The organism is Nocardioides sp. Z35_8 (assembly GCF_059621125.1).
The window spans coordinates 2417812-2433684 of sequence record NZ_JCAQIE010000001.1 but is presented as its reverse complement, the minus strand read 5'-3'; the positions used below and the strand labels follow the sequence as shown (position 1 = coordinate 2433684).

Sequence of the window (15873 nt, the reverse complement as noted above, 5' to 3'; positions counted from 1 at the left end):
CCTTTCCGCTCGACTTGCATGTGTTAAGCACGCCGCCAGCGTTCGTCCTGAGCCAGGATCAAACTCTCCATCGAAAACACGCACCCACACCCACCACCAAAAAGCAGCAGACACAAGCACGACAATCAATAAGAGCCACATCCATGACAAAAAACGAAACTGACATGTTGTCAGAATCATCGTCAAAGAAACCGCGACACCATCCCCCAACCCACACCCAAAGGCACAAGCCAGAACATGACGTCAACGGGGCAAAACAAACTAATTCGTCGACTAATCAAACACACTGTTGAGTTCTCAAGTATCAGACGCACCCACATCGCGATCCGGTGAGGATCTCGGTTGCGTGAGGCAACTGGTCAAACCTAGCGAGCGACTTTCTGCCGTGGCAAATCCTCGGCTGTTTCGCTCTGACCCGGTGGTGTCACCGTGACCGATGACCGCTTCGGGTTGTCCTGCCCGGGGCCGGGAGCCCGACCTGACCGGTCTTGCTCCCCGCCGCTCCCTGGCGACAAAGAGAACATTATTCACTCCGCACCGATCGCGCAAATCGAAACGGTGTGACCGCGCGCACATCTGCGTTTCCGCAGGTCAGCGGCCTGTTGGGGCCCCTGGGGCGGGTGGGAGCGCGTCCCCACACCCCGTGGGAGGGGTCCGCGAGCGCCCGCCCACCGCGTCCTCAGGACACCTCGACACCGGCGAAGTTCTTCTTCCCGCGCCGCAGCACCAGCCACGATCCGGCGACGAGGTCGGCGTCGGTCGGCCGGAGCTCGGGGTCCTCCACGCGGACGTTGTTGAGGTAGGCGCCGCCCTCGGCGACGGTGCGCCGGGCCTCCCCCTTGCTCTTGGCAAGGCCGGCTGCCACGAGCAGGTCGAGGATGCCGGGCAGCTCGCCGGCGGGGAGCGTCGTGCCGCCGGCCTCGCGCAGGGCGGCGGCGAGGGTGTCGGGCTTGATGGCGGCGAGGTCGCCCCCACCGAACAGCGCGGCGGCGGCGGCCTTGGCGTGCTCGACCTCCTCCTCGGAGTGCACCAGCGCGGTGACCTCGTCGGCGAGCCGCTTCTGGCCCGCGCGCAGGAACGGCTTGTCGACCGTCTGCTGCTCGAGGTCCTCGATCTCCTCGCGCGAGAGGAAGGTGAAGATGCGCAGCAGCTCACCGACCTTCTCGTCCTCGACGTTGAGCCAGAACTGGTGGAAGGCGTAGGGGGAGAGCATCTCGGGGTCGAGCCACAGGGCGCCGCCCTCGGTCTTGCCGTACTTGGTGCCGTCGGTCTTGGTGATGAGCGGCGTCGCGAAGCCGTACGCGTTCTCGCCCGTGACCCGGCGGACCAGGTCGGCTCCCCCGGTGATGTTGCCCCACTGGTCCGAGCCCCCGAACTGCAGCCGCACGCCGTGCTCGCGGAAGAGGTTGAGGTAGTCCATCGACTGCAGCAGGACGTAGGAGAACTCGGTGTAGCTGATGCCCGACTCGAGCCGGCGCCGCACGGTGTCGCGGGCGAGCATCCGGTTGACCGGGAAGTGCTTGCCGATGTCGCGCAGGAAGTCGATCGTCGACAGCGACGCCGTCCAGTCGTAGTTGTTGACCGTGGTGGCGGCGTTGTCGCCCTCGAAGCTGACGAAGCGCGAGACCTGCCGGCGCACCCGCTCGGTCCACTCCTTCACCGTGTCGAGGGAGTTGAGGGTGCGCTCGCCGGAGTCGCGCGGGTCACCGATCATCCCGGTGGCCCCGCCGACCAGGATGTACGGCGTGTGACCGGCGTCCTGGAGGCGCCGGGCGGTGACCAGCTGGACCAGGTTGCCCATGTGGAGGCTGGGGGCCGTGGGGTCGAAGCCCACGTAGAACCTGACGCTCCCCTCGCCCAGCGCGGCGCGGAGCGCATCGCGGTCGGTGGAGTGCGCGACGAGGCCGCGCCACTCCAGCTCGTCGAGGACATTGGGCGTCGTCACGGGGGTGTTCCTTCTGCTGGGGCGGACTCGGGTACGGGCACTAGCCTAGGGCGACGACGCAGGAGGGACGGCACGTGATCGCAGGCAGGTACACGCTCGAGAGGCAGATCGGGCGCGGCGGGTCCGGCACGGTGCACCTCGCCCGCGACGAGGTGCTGGGCCGGCTGGTGGCGATCAAGCGGATCGGTGTGATCCCGGGCTCCGACAGCGCCGGGGTGGAGCGTGCCGAGCGCGAGGCGCGGCTGGCCGCGGCGCTCAACCACCCCCACGTCGTCTCGGTCTTCGACCTCGTCGACGAGCAGGACGTGCGCTGGCTGGTGATGGAGTACGTCGACGGCGAGACGCTGAGCGAGCGCGTGGCGACGTCCGGGCCACTGGCCGCCGAGGAGGCCGCCGCCCTGCTCGCCCAGACTGCCGACGCGCTCGTCGAGGCCCACGCGCACGGCATCGTCCACCGCGACGTCAAGCCGAGCAACATCCTGATCTCCGGCGGGTCGGCCAAGCTCAACGACTTCGGGATCGCCCGGTCGGAGGACGACCACTCGCTCACCCAGACCGGCCTGGTCACCGGCTCCCCCGCCTACCTGGCTCCCGAGGTCGCCTCCGGCGCGTCGGCCACCCCCGCGAGCGACGTGTGGTCGCTGGGCGCGACGCTCTACCACGCCGTCACCGGCACGCCGCCCTACGACGTCGGCGACAACCTCATCGGCGCGCTCTACAAGATCGTGCACGAGGACCCGCCGCGACTGCCCGACGACCACCCGCTGGCCGGCCTGCTCACCATGATGATGAACCGCGACCCCGACGCCCGCTGGCCGATGGCCCGCGTGCGCGACGAGCTGGCCCGCGTCGCGCGCGGACAGGCCTCCACCGTCGCCCCGGCGCCGGTCACGACCACGGCCCGCCGTGAACGCACCGGCGAGCTGCCGACCCTTCGCGAGCCGGCACCCGCACCCGGCCCGCCGCGGCGTCGGCGCGCCGCCCGCTGGGCGTGGCCGGTGGCCGCGGCCGCGCTGGCGCTCGCCGCAATCGCCGCGGCGTACGTCTGGGCCGGCCGCGGCACGCCCGAGGCGCTCCCCGAGGAACGACAGCGCACGTCGCCGGAGACCTCGCAGACCCCGGTCGGCAGCGCTCCCCCGGCCACCGCCGAGGACACCCGCAAGCAGATGGACGCCTTCATCGGCTCCTACCTCTCCACCGTGACCAGCGACCCCCGGGACGCGTTCGACCAGCTCACCCCGGAGTTCCAGGACGCCAGCGGGGGCTTCGAGGGCTACATGGGGTGGTGGAGTCAGGTGCGCTCCGCCTCGCTGGTGGACGTCACCAGCGATCCCTCCGACCTCACGGTGGGCTACACCGTCGACTACGTGATGAAGTCGGGAGAGCGCAGCACCCAGCGCGTACGGCTCCAGCTCGAGCGGCGCGACGACCGGCTGCTCATCGCCGGCGAGGGCTAGGGCGCCGCAGGGCTGGTCGACGGCCCGTCGCGGTCGTGACGCTGGACCCACAGTGCTGCCTGGGTCCGGTCGGCGACCCCGATCCGCTGGTAGGCCGAGGTGAGGTGGGCCTTGACGGTGCGCTCCGTGATGCCGAGGCGTTGGGCGATCTGCTTGTTGAGCAGCCCCTCGACCACGAGGCGCAGCACCTCCGCCTCCCGCGGGGACAGCTCTGCTTGCGCCGTGCCCTGGCCGGTCGCGCCGGGCGCCGAGCGGCGGCGCGACAGCACGCGCCTCGCGGCGCGGGGGTCGAGGGGGGACTCCCCGCGTGCGACCGCGCGGATGCCGTCGAGGAGGACGTCCGGCTCGGCGTCCTTGAGCAGGTAGCCCACCGCACCGGCCTCGATGGCCGCGTCGATCCGCGCGTGGTCGGAGAACGATGTCAGCACCAGCACCTCGGTGCTCCCGCCGGCCCCGACGATCGCGCGGGTCGCGGCGACACCGTCGAGTTCGGGCATCTGCAGGTCCATCACCACCACGTCCGGGGTGTGCTCGCGCACCTGCTCGACCGCCTCGTTGCCGTCCCTGGCCACGCCGACGACCTCGAGGTCGTCGGACGACTCGATCAGGCCGGCCAGGCCGCGGCGCACGACTGCGTGGTCGTCGGCCACCACCACACGGATCATCCGACCGGCACCTCCACGCGCACCATCGTCCCCGAGCCGGGTGCCGACTCCACCTCCCAGGTGCCGCCGTGCTCGCGCACGAGGCTCTCGGCCGCCCGCAGGCCGAAGTGGTCGTCGTCGCCGCTGGCGCCCGGGTCGAACCCGACGCCGTCGTCGACCACCTCCAGGACCAGGCGGTCGTCCTCCCGACGCACGGTGAGCGACATCCGGTCGGCGCGGGCGTGCCTTGCGACGTTGCGCACGCTCTCCTGCGCCACCCGCCACACCAGCGCGAGCGCCGAGCGGGGCACGTCGCCGGTGCCGCTCACGTCGACGTCGACCCGGGTGCCCGACGCGGCGAGCGGGGCGACCAGGTCGTCGATCGACGCCGCCAGGCCCGCGGTGTGCAGGTCGGGCGGGTAGATGTCGACCAGCAGCGAGCGCAGTGACCGCATGCTGACCCGCAGGGACCGGCCGACGTCCTCGAGCTCGCGCCGGTGCTGCTCGTCGGACCGCGCCGCCAGCGCCGAGAGCGCCATCGACGAGCCGGACAGGTCCTGGACGACGCCGTCGTGCAGATCACGGGCGATGCGCAGCCGCTCGGCGTCGGAGGCGCGTACCGCCGCCTCCAGGAGGCGCTCGCGCTCGCGCGCCGCCCGTGTGAGACGCCGCGACAGGAGCACGACCAGCGGGGTGCCGAGCGCCACCAGGGCGACGAGGGCGCCGATGGTGATCGGCAGGAAGCGGTCGAGGATCTGCGCGCGGCTGGCCCGGATGTCGTCGACGCCGAGGTAGGCCTCGAAGAGCAGGGGCTCGCCCTCGGGGGACCGGACGCGGGTGTAGACCTCCAGCAGGTCGCCACCGAGGTCGCGCTCGTAGCGGTTCTCGGGGCGGGAGAGGTCGGACAGCTCGGCATCGGTGCCGCCCTCGCGCAGCACCTCGAGCTCGTCGTCGCCGAGCGGGTAGACCGTGCCGATCAGCTCGGTGCGGTCGCTGTAGACCACCGTGCCGTCGGCGTCCCAGAGCTTGATCCGCAGCACGTCGTCGACGAGCAGCCGGTCGAGCGCCGTGCGGTCCATCCGGTCGATGGCGGCGGCGTCGTCGTCGCGGAGGCCCGGCGGGATCGCCGGCTCGGCCACCGACGCGGCGAGCACGCGGGTCAGCGAGCGGGCATCGGCGACGGCCTCCTCGTCGGCGGCCGAGCGGCTCAGGGCGCTGGTCGCGACGACGACGACCACGAGCGTGGCGAATCCCGCGGCCAGGAACTGCACCACGGGACTCGTGAGCCATCGCATGCGGATCGTCCCCCGGGGAGATCAGTGGAAGGTCAGTAGTTGACCACACCAGCGCACGTCTGCCCGGCACGGACGGCGCGGAACGCGAGGGTGTCGGTGCCGCGCAGGTCGACGACCTTGCGCTCGACCTCGAAGGAGCCGCTGCGCGCGGTGGTGGTGCCGACCCCGCGGTCGCTGACCGAGCCGTTGTGGCGCAGCGTCCAGCGCCACTGCTGGCCGGCGACGAAGCTGTCGATCTCACCCTCGACCTCGAGCCGGCCGTCATCGGTCTTGACCTTGAGCTTCCAGTCCGCACCGGCGCCGCAGGCGCCGGTGCGGATCACCCGGTCGTCGTCGCGCCCGCCGCTGTCGCCGCTGCCGCCGTTGTCGTCGCCCGGACCGTCGTCGGTGCCGCCACCGTGACTGCCGTGGTCGTCATCGTGGTCGTCATCGTGGTCGTGGTCGTCACCACCGCCGCGCCACGACGTCGGGTGCTCGGCGCTCGCCGGGTCGACGGCGTCAGCCGCGTCGGCGGCCACCGTCGTGAGCGACCCGAGCAGCAGGGCGGCCAGGGCGACGGCCGCGGCGAGCAACCCGGCGAGGAAGCCGGCGAGGTCGCGGGTCGCCGACGTGGGAGGGGTGGGACGGGCTGGGGTACGGGCGGTGGTGCGGGTCATGGGTCCTCCTCGGTAGGTGTGACCCAGCCTGCGCGAGCGCCGCAGCGCCGGCGAGATGGCCGATGGTGCTAGTACCCCCTGGACGGGCCCCGTGGGGTGAGGACGCCGCCGCGCAGATGACTAGCCTTGTGCGTCAGCCACGAGAGGGGGACACGTGATCGCAGGCAGGTATCGCCTGGAGAGGGAGATCGGCCGCGGTGGAGCCGGGGTGGTCCACCTCGCGCACGACGAGCTGCTCGACCGCCCGGTCGCGGTGAAGCGCATCGGCCTGCTCCCGGGCACCACCGACGACGACGTCGTACGAGCCCAGCGCGAGGCGCGCCTGGCCGCCGGGATCAACCACCCCCACGTCGTGTCGATCTTCGACCTGGTCAAGGACGAGGACTGCTACTGGCTCGTCATGGAGCACGTCGACGGCCGCACGCTGGCGGAGCTGGTCGCGAGCGAGGGCCCGCTGCCCGACCGTCGCGCGGCGGCGATCCTCGCCCAGGCCGCCGACGCGCTGCTGGAGGCCGGGTCGGCCGGCATCGTGCACCGCGACGTCAAGCCCAGCAACATCATCCTCACCGGCGCCGACCGGGCCAAGCTCGGCGACTTCGGCATCGCCCGGTCCGCGACCGACACGGCGCTGACGCAGACGGGGCTGATCACCGGGTCGCCCGCCTACATCGCCCCCGAGGTCGCGTCGGGACAACCGGCCAGCGAGGCCAGCGACGTCTGGTCGCTCGGGGCGACGCTCTACCACGCCGTCGTCGGGCGACCTCCCTACGACGTGGGCGACAACGTCCTCGGTGGCCTCTACCGGATCGTGAACGAGGACCCGCCCCGCCTCACCGGCGACCACGCCGTCGCGGGTCTGCTGTCGGTGATGATGGTCAAGGACCCCGCGCAGCGCTGGCCCGTGGCGCGCGTGCGCGACGACCTGCGACGGATCGCGCGGGGCGAGCCGAGCACCGCCCCGCTGCCCGCGACGCCCGTCCCCGTCTCCGAGCAGACCGACCCCGACGCGACCGTCGCGATGGCGGCCCCGACGGGGACGTCGGGCCCGGGGTCCGCCCGGGGGGACGCCGCGCGGACCGCCGCGACCACCCCGACCACCCCGGCACAGGCGGCCGCCGCGTCGACACCGGTCACCGACCACGACCCGCCACCGCCGCAGGGGCCGACCCCCACTCCCCCGCCGGCCACGACCCCGGCCGGGTCGCGCGGCCGGTCGGCGGGGTGGCTGGCCGCGGCGCTCGCGCTGGCGCTGGTGGCGGGCCTCGGCGCATGGCTGCTGTGGCCGCGCGACGACGAGCCGTCCGGAGCCACCGGCGACGACGGGCCGAGCGCCTCGGCCGACCCGACGTCGGAGGAGCCGTCGGGCTCGGCGTCCGAGCCCATCTCGGAGCCCACCTCCGAGCCCACCTCCGAGCCCACCTCCGAGCCGACCGAGAGCCCGTCCGAGGAGACGACCACCGACCCCGGCGCGTCCGGGGCGACGCCGGCCGCCGCGCGGGCGTTCGTCCGCGACTACTTCGCGCAGGTCACCTCCGACCCCGCGTCGACGTTCGAGCTGCTGACCCCGGAGTTCCAGGCCGCGAGCGGCGGCCTCGGGAGCTACACGGGGTTCTGGAGCACGATCGAGTCGGCGACACCTCGTGCCGTCCGGGTGGATCCGCAGACCCTGACGGCGTCCTACACGATCGACTTCGTGACGACGTCCGGCCGGACCATGACCGAGCAGGGCCGGCTGCAGCTCGAGGAGCAGGGCGACCAGCTCGTCATCGCCGGGGAGGGCTGATCGCCGCGACGCGAGCCTGCGTGGGGCGGGTGGGGCTCGAACCCACGACCTGAGGAGTGCTACGTACCCCAACATCGCGCGTCACGAAGCGTCACGGTGCTCGTGAAATCGCTCCGGAAGCGTCTTCGAGCCTCACTGACGTCACCACCGTCGCCCACATTGCTAGGGGCTCGTGGGGACAGCGGGCTCGCAACCTGCCGCCTCGTAGCCGTCGCAGGCGGTCCCGGTCCAGGGCGCGCCGACGTGCGGCCAATCGCCCGGCCCGCCCCGTGACCGGCTGGGTTCAAGTCAGGTCCCGCCGTTACCAGGCGCTCTTCCCGTCGAGCACGCCGTTGCCGTCGAAGGACAGTTGGTACATGTCCCCGAGGTCGCCGCCCTCGACGTTGTAGTAGATGAGCGTGCTCTTGTAACCGCCACTCTCCGTGGTCTGCCGGTCCTCCGGCTTTCCGTACTTGGCAATGATGGACTTCAGGGTGTCACCCTGCTTGATCGACTTGAACTCGGCGGGCGTGATTGCGTGCTCCGTCTGCTGCTTCTCGATCTCCTTGTCCACATCGCTCGCCACTCCCCCCACCACTGCCACACAGCCTCCTACAAGGAGGGTGACGGCAATGACGATGCCGAGGACGATCTTGCCAACTGTCTTCATCGTGTCCTCTCTCGTGTCGTGACCGATCCCCTATGGCCGGTCGCGGTGCCCGCCGGGGGCTCGAACCCCGGTGCCAGCCAGTCAGGCTTGCGCTCGGTCGCGCTCGATCTTCAGTTGCAGGCGTCCCAGCGGGCTGAGGGACTCGCGGCCGATGCCGGTCAGGGCCTCTTATCCCTCTGGCGCAGGCCCACCTCGTGACTCACGTGCACGTAGTCCGGGTCCGGGTCGTCGGTCTCGATCATCAGTCGCTGGAAAGCCCTCAGGCGCGGTCGAGTGGTTCTTGCTGGGCTCGCGGGTGTACGTCGCCCCCTCGTTGCGGCCGTTGACGATGCGCTCGACTGGTGTGGGACAAGGCGTCGCGCTGTCACGGCCAGCCAAGACAGGCGCTCGCACCACCCGCACACGAGCGCCCCCGGATGGGTGGCGACCCGGATCGCCTTGGGCTCGACCGTCGGCCGCACACAACTTTACCGAAGGCTGCAAAAGGGACCACCGGTCGGCAAGGGCTGATTACCGCTGCCCGGCACACCCGACTCCCTCACTCGGAGACTCACTCATCAACCGGTTAGCCGTCACCCATCAGGCGAAGTGACACAGGTGCTTGTAGGGCGGGTGGGGCTCGAACCCACGACCCAAGGATTATGAGTCCTCTGCTCTGACCGACTGAGCTACCGCCCCTCGGGGCGCACCCTAGGCGATCCGCGCCTCGACCTCGTACATGTGCTCCACCACCCGGAAGCCGAGGGCGGTGTTGGTGCGGTGCATCGCGGTGTTGGAGGGGGCGGTCCAGGTGTGCACGAGCCGGACGTGCGGGGGCAGGCCGGCGTAGTTGGCGGCCTTGAGCGCCGCACCCAGCCGGTGACCGCGGTGCTCGGGCATCACCAGGGTGTCGTCCTGCCAGCCGTAGTCGGTGCCGTGCGGGACGAAGAGCAGCGAGTAGCCGCCGAAGGTGCCGTCCGAACGCCGGCGAGCGGCGGCCACCCGGACGTCGTACGCCCGCATCAGTCGCTCCTCCGAGGAGGCCAGCCGCTCGTCGTCGAGGACCTCGGGGTCGAGCTCGAGGTCGCCGGTCGGGACGTCGGAGTTCATCTGGTTGCGCATCGCCAGGTAGGCGGCCCGGTGCTCGTCGGGGCACCGGCCGCGCCAGGTCACCAGGTCGTAGGCAGGGTCCGCCGGCGAGGCGGTCACGGGCAGGTCGGCGACGAGGTGGTCCTCGCGGTGCTTGTCGACCGCTCCCATGGCGGCGGCGAACTCGTGGGCCGGCCCCGGCTCGGCGACGTCGACGGTGACCTCTCCCCCGAGCCGGGTGCGGCCCGCAGCGCCGGCGCGCTCCACGAGCGCCTGCCAGAGCGCACGGCCGATGCCGGCGCGCCGGTGCGCGGGGAGCACCTGCACCTCGCCCCAGGCGACATCGGTGTTCTCGGTCAGGGGCAGCTCGAGCTCGGCCACGCCGATCACCTCACCGCCCGCCACGGCCTGGAGCCAGGTGCGCGCGTAGTGGGTGCTGGGCGAGGTGGCGGTCACCTCGAACGCCTGGAGCGTCGTGGTCAGCGCGTGCGGGCGGTCGGCCCGGACCGCGCGCTCCATGACGTCGTGCCACGCAGCCCTGGCCACCGGGTCGGTCGGGTCGAGCTCGACGATCTCCACGACCGCATGGGACCGCACGCGAGCGTCCGCACGCAAAATGGGATCTCGGTTCGGCTTCGCAAGGGGTCCTCGGCGTGGGACAGTGGCCCGTCGCAGAAGCGGCGCGGGTAGGGGAGGACCTCGGTGGCCAAGGATCGATCTGCACTGCTGCCACCGTCGCAGCGCCACCTCGTGACGCGCTTCGGCTACGGCGTCGACGCCACCCTCGCGCGCGACGTGCAGCGCGCAGGCGGCGCGTCGGCGTGGTTCGAGCAGCAGCTCACCGCGCCCGGCTCCTTCCCCGACGGGTCGGCCGACGCCGTCCGCGGGTGGTGGCCCGACCTCGACCGGAAGCCTGCCGACCTGTGGAAGCGCCAGGCCCAGGAGATCCGCGGCGGCTGGCAGGTGATGGAGGACTACGGGCGCTGGCTGCTGCTCCGGCGCATCCGCACGCGCCGCCCGGTGCTGGAGAAGATGACCGAGTTCTGGGAGGCGATGCTCCACGTCCCGGTGACCGGCGACGCCCAGTTCACGTGGCGCGCCGACTACGGCGACACGATCCGGCGCCACGCCCTCGGCCGCTTCGACCAGATGCTGGTCGAGACCACCACCCATCCGGCGATGCTGATCTTCCTCTCCGCCGCGACCTCCACCAAGCGAGCCCCCAACGAGAACCTCGGGCGCGAGCTGCTCGAGCTGCACACCCTCGGCGCGGGCAACTACGACGAGGACGACGTCAAGGCCTCCGCGCGGATCCTCACCGGCTGGCACGTGGACCTCTGGAAGACGTGGAAGCGGTCCTACGTCAAGGAGGACCACTGGACCGGACGGGTCACGGTGCGCGGCTTCCGCCACGACAACCGCAAGGCCGACGGCCGCGAGGTCACCCGCGAGTACCTGCGCTACCTCGCCCACCACCCGTCGACCGCGCAGCACGTCGCGACGCGACTGGCGACCAAGTTCGTCCACGACGAGCCGCCGCCGGCGCTGGTCCGCCGGCTCGCGAAGGTCTACCTGCGCAACGACACCGCGATCGTCCCGGTGCTCCGCGCCCTCGTGGCGAGCAAGGAGTTCCGCAGGTCGGCCGGCGACAAGCTGCGCGACCCCGGCGAGGACGTCGTCGCGACCTACCGCGCCCTCGGCGTCGAGGTCGGGCGTCCGCGCCGCAACGACTCCGCCGCCAACGCGATCCTGTGGCAGGCCGGAAGCCTGGGCCTCACCCCCCACGCCTGGCCGCGACCCGACGGCACCCCGGTCACCGACACCACCTGGGCGTCCCCGTCCCGTGCGCTCGGCTCGATGAGCATGCACTGGTCGATGGCGGGCGGCTGGTGGCCCTCCGAGGGCCTGCGCCACCGCAGGCCGAGCGCCTGGGTGCCGGCCAAGAAGCCGATCCGGTTCGAGGACCTCGTCGACGCCGTGAGCCGCGACCTGCTGCACCGGCCGGCCACCGCGCGCCTCGTCGAGACCGCCTGCCTGGCCACCGGCTGCAAGGCCAGGGAGAAGATCGACCGCGAGCACGGCCTCTACGAATGGGGCTTCCCGCGGCTGCTGGCCGCTGTCCTCGACTCCCCCGACCACCTGGCGTGCTGACATGACTGATCCCCACACCCCGTCCGGCGCGGCGTCGCCCCGCTCGTGCGGATGCCCCGACTACGACCAGGCCCGGATGGCGCTGAGCCGGCGCTCGCTGCTGGGCACCGCCCTCGCCGGCGGTGCCGTCGCGCTCGGCCCCTCGCTGTCCGGCGCGGGTCCCCGTGCGTACGCCGTCACCGGCCGGTCGGCGTCGTCGCTGGCCATGCCCGGCGGCTCCGTGCTGGTGCTGCTCTCGCTGCGCGGCGCGGCCGACGGGCTCTCGCTCGTCGTCCCGCACGGCGACCCGGTCTACTACGCCGCGCGCCCCCGGCTCGCCATCGCCGCCCCGTCGCTCCTGGCGGCCGACGCGATGTTCGGGCTGCACCCCGCCCTCGCCCCGCTGCTGCCGATGTGGGAGGCCGGATCGCTCGCGGCCGTGCACGCCACTGGCATGGCGACGCCCAACCGGTCGCACTTCGCGGCGATGGAGGCCATCGAGGACGCCGCCCCGGGATCGAGCGAGCGCACGGGGTGGCTCAACCGGCTCCTCGGCGAGCTGCCCGGCACGACGCCCCTGCAGGGCACCGCGATGGGCAACCAGGTGCCGACGTCGCTGTTCGGCACCCAGCCCGCGTTCGTGGTCAGCCGCGTCGACCAGGCCAAGGTCGCCGGTGCCGAGGCGGACGGGCGCCGGCTGGCCTCGCTGTCCCACGCCTGGAAGGGCAGCAGCCCCATGGGACGAGCCGTGCGCGACGCGATCTCCGGGGTCCAGTCCTTCGGTGCGGCGCGCGAGACCACGGCCGGCACGCCCACCCCGGCGTTCCCGTCCAGCGGACTCGGCAAGGCGCTCTCCGACGTCTCCCGGATCGTGCGCTCCGGCGTCGCCGCCGAGGTGATCACCGTCGACCAGGGCGACTGGGACATGCACACCGACGCCGGCACGCTCGAGTGGGGCGACATGCGGCGCAACGCCGGCGACCTGGCGAGCTCGATCGCGGCGTTCTTCGCCGACCTCGGCCCCGCCGCGGACCGGGTCACCCTCGTCACCCTCAGCGAGTTCGGCCGCCGGGTGAAGGAGAACGACGACTACGGCACCGACCACGGCTTCGGCAACGTCATGTTCGTCGCCGGCGCCGGCGTCCGCGGCGGGCAGTACTACGGCTCCTGGCCGGGCCTGCAGGACACGCTCGACGCCGACGTGCTCGTCACCACCGACTACCGCAGCGTGCTGGCCGAGGTCGTGACCAGACGGTTCGGGGTCTCGGTCGCCCAGGTGTTCCCCGGCTTCGCCCCGCAGGCAGTCGGCGTGATGGCCTGACCCGCGGGCGGCGGGCTCACGCGACGCGTACGGGGTGGCGCACCACGGCGTCGAAGAAGTAGCCCTGCGTGTTGTGGACGGCCGCGAGCGGCTGCGTGCGCCCCTGGTCGTCAGTGGCACGTGCGAGCAGCTCGTGGCGCCCGGGCCGCGGGCGGGCCCAGCGCACCGACCACTGCGTCCAGCCCTCCTCCTGGCGCGAGCGCCGGTCGAGGACGGCGGGGCGCCAGCTGGCGCCGCCGTCCAGGCTCACCGAGACGCGACTGATCCGGCCGGCGCCGCTCCACGACCGCCCGGTCAGGGTGACCGGGCGCGCCGGCAGCACCTGGTCGCGGGCGAGCTCCCACGCCGAGCGCACCGGGTTGACGGTCAGCGGCGGGGAGTCGGCCGGCCACTCGGGCCCGGTCATCCGGTAGAAGGTGGTGTTCCACGGCGACGTCAGCTCGGTCGTGGAGACCTCGAGCGAGCCGAGCCACTTGATGCTCGCGATGCCCACCCACCCCGGGAGCACGAGGCGCAGCGGGTAGCCGTGGTCGGGCAGCAGGTCCTCGCCGTTCATGCCCCACGCCAGGAGGGCGTCGTCGAGCGCCTTCGCGACCGGGAACGGGCGTCGCACGCGGCCGTAGTCGGTGCCGCCGGAGACGAACGGGTCGTCCAGTCCCGTCGCCTGGATCGACACCGCATCCGGGGACAGCCCCACCGCGGCCAGCACGTCGCGCAGGCGTACGCCGCTCCACCGCACCGTCCCGACGGCACCCAGCCCCCACGAGGTGCCGGACACCGACTGCCCCTGCTGGTCGCGGAACAGGCTGCGGCCGTTGCCCGTGCACTCGAGCACGGCCGTGAGCTCGTGGCGCGGCAGCCGCCGGAGGTCGGCGTAGGAGAGGCTCAGCGCCTGGGCCTCGGTGCGCGGGGTGGCCAGCCCGTCGCCGTGCACCCGGAGCGCGTAGGTCGAGCGGTCGATCACGGGCGTGCGCGTGTGGTTTCGCACGAACAGACGCGACTGCGGCGTGAGGTAGCGCCCGGGGTCGACCGAGCTCCAGAGCATCTCGGCGTTGGTGCCGAAGTCGGTGAACCAGGCCGGCGGCGTCGGCTTGAGCACGAAGGGGGACGCCGCGAAGGCGGAGCCGGTGCGCCAGAGGGCGGGCGGCGCGGCCGCGAGGCCGGCGGCCGCGGCGGCGGCGGTGAGGAAGCCACGACGGGTGGGCGTGATCGAGGTCATGGACGGACCATATACGAGTAAGTGACCTATTTGACTAGACAACACGTCGCGGTGTCATGCTCCCCCCATGACCGACACCCGACCCGAGCCCCCCGCCTACGAGCCGCTCCCCGAGGACTGGGAGACCGCGTTGTTCGTCGTGGCGCACCCCGACGACATCGAGTACGGCTCGGCGGCGGCGGTCGCCCGCTGGACCGGGCAGGGCAAGAAGGTCGTCTACTGCATGGTGACCAGCGGGGAGGCCGGGATCGACGGCCTGCACCCCGACGAGTGCGGTCCCCTGCGCGAGGCGGAGGAGATCGCCTCGGCCGCCACGGTCGGCGTCGACGAGGTGGTGTTCCTCCGCCTCCCCGACGGGATCCTGGAGTACGGCGTGGAGCTGCGGCGCGCGCTGGCGAAGGTGGTCCGCGAGCAGCGACCGGACGTCGCCCTGACCATCAACTTCCGCGACACCTTCGGCGGCACCCGGCTCAACCAGGCCGACCACATCGCCGTCGGCAAGGCGCTCCTCGACGCCGTGCGCGACGCGGGCAATCGGTGGGTGTTCCCCGAGCAGCTCACCGACGGCCTCGAGCCGTGGGGCGGCGTCGGGGCGGTGTGGGTGGGCGGGTCACCGCAGGCGACGCACGCCGTCGACGTCACCGACACCTTCGCGGCGGGGGTGGCGTCACTGAAGGAGCACAGGGCCTACATCGAGGGCCTCGGGTGGGAGGGCTGGGACCCCGAGGAGTTCCTCGACGGCATCCTCCGCGCCGGCGGCCAGGGCATCGGCGTCACGCACGCGTCGACCTTCGAGGTGTTTGCGATGGGGTGGGGCTGAGCGACTGGCGGCCGAACCGCCGGCGGCGCGGCGCGCGGGGCTCGCGTTCCCCCGCCCCGGCGAACCGGGCGCCCACCAGGGGCGGCGGGCTCGGCGCCACCGGCGCGGCCTCCTCCTGGGCTGGCGCAGCGGCCCCGCTGTCCGGGACGACCGGCGCCGACGCCGTGGACAGGTCGTGGCCCGCGAGGACCGCACGCACCTCGTCGACCATCGCCAGGAGCGCGTCGTCGTCGGTGACGTCCGTCTGGGCGACCAGGGCGTGGCGCCCCAGCGAGGCGCCCACCACGGCGCCCTGCTCGAAGCGCAGCCGCACGAACCCGGCGGCGCTCTGGTCCTCCAGCGAGCGCAGGATGGCGAGCATCCGGTTGCCCACGTCGGCGAGCTGGTCCGACCCGTCATGGCCGGACACGGCGACGACGCGCGAGGCGGCCGTGACGACAGCGCTCCACCGCACCCCGTCGATCGCCGTCATCCGGGAGACGCAGTGGGCGAGCGCCGACGACGTGTCGGCGGCTCCCACCACGGTGTAGGTCGGCACCTCGCGGGGCCCGGCGGGAGTCGCCACCGCCCGGTAGGTGCCCTCCCCGGCGGGGGTCCACGTCACGCCGACGACGAGGCGGCGCAGGCCGGACGCCTCCATCGCCCGCAGGTCGCCCACGTCGAGGAGCTCCCCCGCTCGCCGCGCCAGCCGCCCGGTGTAGGGCAGCGCGGCCGCCACCGCGCCCGCGGCGCCGTCGTCGCCGACCAGCGTCCCGTCGGGGCGTACGACGAACTCGGCCGTCCCCTGCCCGCTCGGCACCCGGTCTGCGCACATGGCACCACCCTGACGCAGCGCGCGACCCTCCGCGAGCGGCGTAACGCACAGTTCACACGGGGCGGCGAAAGC

Annotated in this window: 13 protein-coding genes, 1 tRNA gene and 1 rRNA gene; 5 read left to right on the top strand and 10 right to left on the bottom strand. The window is 72.7% G+C overall.

Annotation, left to right across the window (positions count from 1 at the left end; all coding sequences use genetic code 11):
• Window positions 1-74, bottom strand: a 16S ribosomal RNA gene (locus tag AC54T2_RS11775); the annotation flags it as partial.
• A gap of 605 nt (window positions 75-679) precedes the next feature.
• Window positions 680-1945, bottom strand: coding sequence for a tyrosine--tRNA ligase (gene tyrS / locus AC54T2_RS11770; protein ID WP_186341771.1), 1266 nt, complete (start codon window positions 1943-1945; stop codon window positions 680-682).
• 74 nt (window positions 1946-2019) lie between these two features.
• On the opposite strand from tyrS, the gene AC54T2_RS11765 reads away from it, so the two are divergent.
• Window positions 2020-3402 (top strand): serine/threonine-protein kinase, encoded by a 1383-nt coding sequence (locus AC54T2_RS11765; protein ID WP_186341770.1) that lies wholly within the window; start codon window positions 2020-2022, stop codon window positions 3400-3402.
• Here the strand turns inward: AC54T2_RS11765 and AC54T2_RS11760 are convergent.
• Genes AC54T2_RS11760 through AC54T2_RS11750 form a run of 3 tightly spaced genes read right to left on the bottom strand, consistent with a single transcriptional unit; the run spans window position 3399 to window position 5997 of the window.
• Entirely contained in the window at window positions 3399-4067 is a 669-nt protein-coding gene (locus AC54T2_RS11760) for a response regulator (protein ID WP_496666244.1), read from the bottom strand. The two genes, AC54T2_RS11765 and AC54T2_RS11760, sit on opposite strands and share 4 nt — an antisense overlap.
• Window positions 4064-5341, bottom strand: a complete 1278-nt coding sequence (locus AC54T2_RS11755; protein WP_496666243.1) for a sensor histidine kinase — start codon at window positions 5339-5341, stop codon at window positions 4064-4066. The genes AC54T2_RS11760 and AC54T2_RS11755 overlap by 4 nt, the downstream gene beginning before the upstream one ends.
• A 32-nt stretch (window positions 5342-5373) precedes the next feature.
• Window positions 5374-5997: a hypothetical protein gene (locus AC54T2_RS11750; protein WP_186341767.1), complete on the bottom strand. Its 624-nt coding sequence runs from the start codon at window positions 5995-5997 to the stop codon at window positions 5374-5376.
• Window positions 5998-6151: 154 nt separating this feature from the next.
• On the opposite strand from AC54T2_RS11750, the gene AC54T2_RS11745 reads away from it, so the two are divergent.
• Window positions 6152-7780: a protein kinase domain-containing protein gene (locus AC54T2_RS11745; RefSeq protein WP_496666242.1), complete on the top strand. Its 1629-nt coding sequence runs from the start codon at window positions 6152-6154 to the stop codon at window positions 7778-7780.
• A 301-nt stretch (window positions 7781-8081) separates the two neighbouring features.
• Here AC54T2_RS11745 and AC54T2_RS11740 read toward each other — a convergent pair whose 3' ends face one another.
• The 3 genes from AC54T2_RS11740 to AC54T2_RS11730 form a co-directional block, all read right to left on the bottom strand.
• Window positions 8082-8429 carry a hypothetical protein gene (locus tag AC54T2_RS11740; RefSeq protein WP_496666241.1) on the bottom strand — a complete coding sequence of 116 codons (348 nt, stop codon included), beginning with the start codon at window positions 8427-8429 and terminating at the stop codon, window positions 8082-8084.
• 604 nt (window positions 8430-9033) lie between these two features.
• A tRNA-Ile gene (locus AC54T2_RS11735) sits at window positions 9034-9107 on the bottom strand.
• Window positions 9108-9119: 12 nt separating this feature from the next.
• On the bottom strand, window positions 9120-10076 hold the full coding sequence (locus AC54T2_RS11730) for a GNAT family N-acetyltransferase (RefSeq protein WP_186341765.1): 957 nt from the start codon (window positions 10074-10076) through the stop codon (window positions 9120-9122).
• 123 nt (window positions 10077-10199) lie between these two features.
• On the opposite strand from AC54T2_RS11730, the gene AC54T2_RS11725 reads away from it, so the two are divergent.
• Window positions 10200-11648, top strand: coding sequence for a DUF1800 domain-containing protein (locus AC54T2_RS11725; protein WP_496666240.1), 1449 nt, complete (start codon window positions 10200-10202; stop codon window positions 11646-11648).
• Between the two features lies 1 nt (window position 11649).
• A complete protein-coding gene (locus tag AC54T2_RS11720) occupies window positions 11650-12948 on the top strand; it encodes a DUF1501 domain-containing protein (protein WP_206054550.1) in 1299 nt (432 codons plus the stop codon).
• Window positions 12949-12964: 16 nt separating this feature from the next.
• Here AC54T2_RS11720 and AC54T2_RS11715 read toward each other — a convergent pair whose 3' ends face one another.
• Entirely contained in the window at window positions 12965-14167 is a 1203-nt protein-coding gene (locus AC54T2_RS11715; protein ID WP_186341763.1) for a sulfite oxidase, read from the bottom strand.
• Between the two features lie 67 nt (window positions 14168-14234).
• On the opposite strand from AC54T2_RS11715, the gene AC54T2_RS11710 reads away from it, so the two are divergent.
• Window positions 14235-14987, top strand: coding sequence for a PIG-L deacetylase family protein (locus tag AC54T2_RS11710; RefSeq protein ID WP_186341762.1), 753 nt, complete (start codon window positions 14235-14237; stop codon window positions 14985-14987).
• On the opposite strand, the gene AC54T2_RS11705 is transcribed toward AC54T2_RS11710, so the two are convergent.
• Window positions 14941-15801: a hypothetical protein gene (locus AC54T2_RS11705; protein WP_496666239.1), complete on the bottom strand. Its 861-nt coding sequence runs from the start codon at window positions 15799-15801 to the stop codon at window positions 14941-14943. The two genes, AC54T2_RS11710 and AC54T2_RS11705, sit on opposite strands and share 47 nt — an antisense overlap.
• Window positions 15802-15873: the final 72 nt, after the last annotated feature.

Excerpts from the sequence above, each read along its gene's own strand:
- AC54T2_RS11750 (WP_186341767.1), bottom strand. The coding sequence starts at position 5,997 with ATGACCCGCACCACCGCCCGTACCCCAGCCCGTCCCACCCCTCCCACG.
- AC54T2_RS11755 (WP_496666243.1), bottom strand. The coding sequence starts at position 5,341 with ATGCGATGGCTCACGAGTCCCGTGGTGCAGTTCCTGGCCGCGGGATTC.
- AC54T2_RS11710 (WP_186341762.1), top strand. The coding sequence starts at position 14,235 with ATGACCGACACCCGACCCGAGCCCCCCGCCTACGAGCCGCTCCCCGAG.
- AC54T2_RS11715 (WP_186341763.1), bottom strand. The coding sequence starts at position 14,167 with ATGACCTCGATCACGCCCACCCGTCGTGGCTTCCTCACCGCCGCCGCC.
- AC54T2_RS11720 (WP_206054550.1), top strand. The coding sequence starts at position 11,650 with ATGACTGATCCCCACACCCCGTCCGGCGCGGCGTCGCCCCGCTCGTGC.
- AC54T2_RS11740 (WP_496666241.1), bottom strand. The coding sequence starts at position 8,429 with ATGAAGACAGTTGGCAAGATCGTCCTCGGCATCGTCATTGCCGTCACC.
- AC54T2_RS11760 (WP_496666244.1), bottom strand. The coding sequence starts at position 4,067 with ATGATCCGTGTGGTGGTGGCCGACGACCACGCAGTCGTGCGCCGCGGC.
- AC54T2_RS11705 (WP_496666239.1), bottom strand. The coding sequence starts at position 15,801 with ATGTGCGCAGACCGGGTGCCGAGCGGGCAGGGGACGGCCGAGTTCGTC.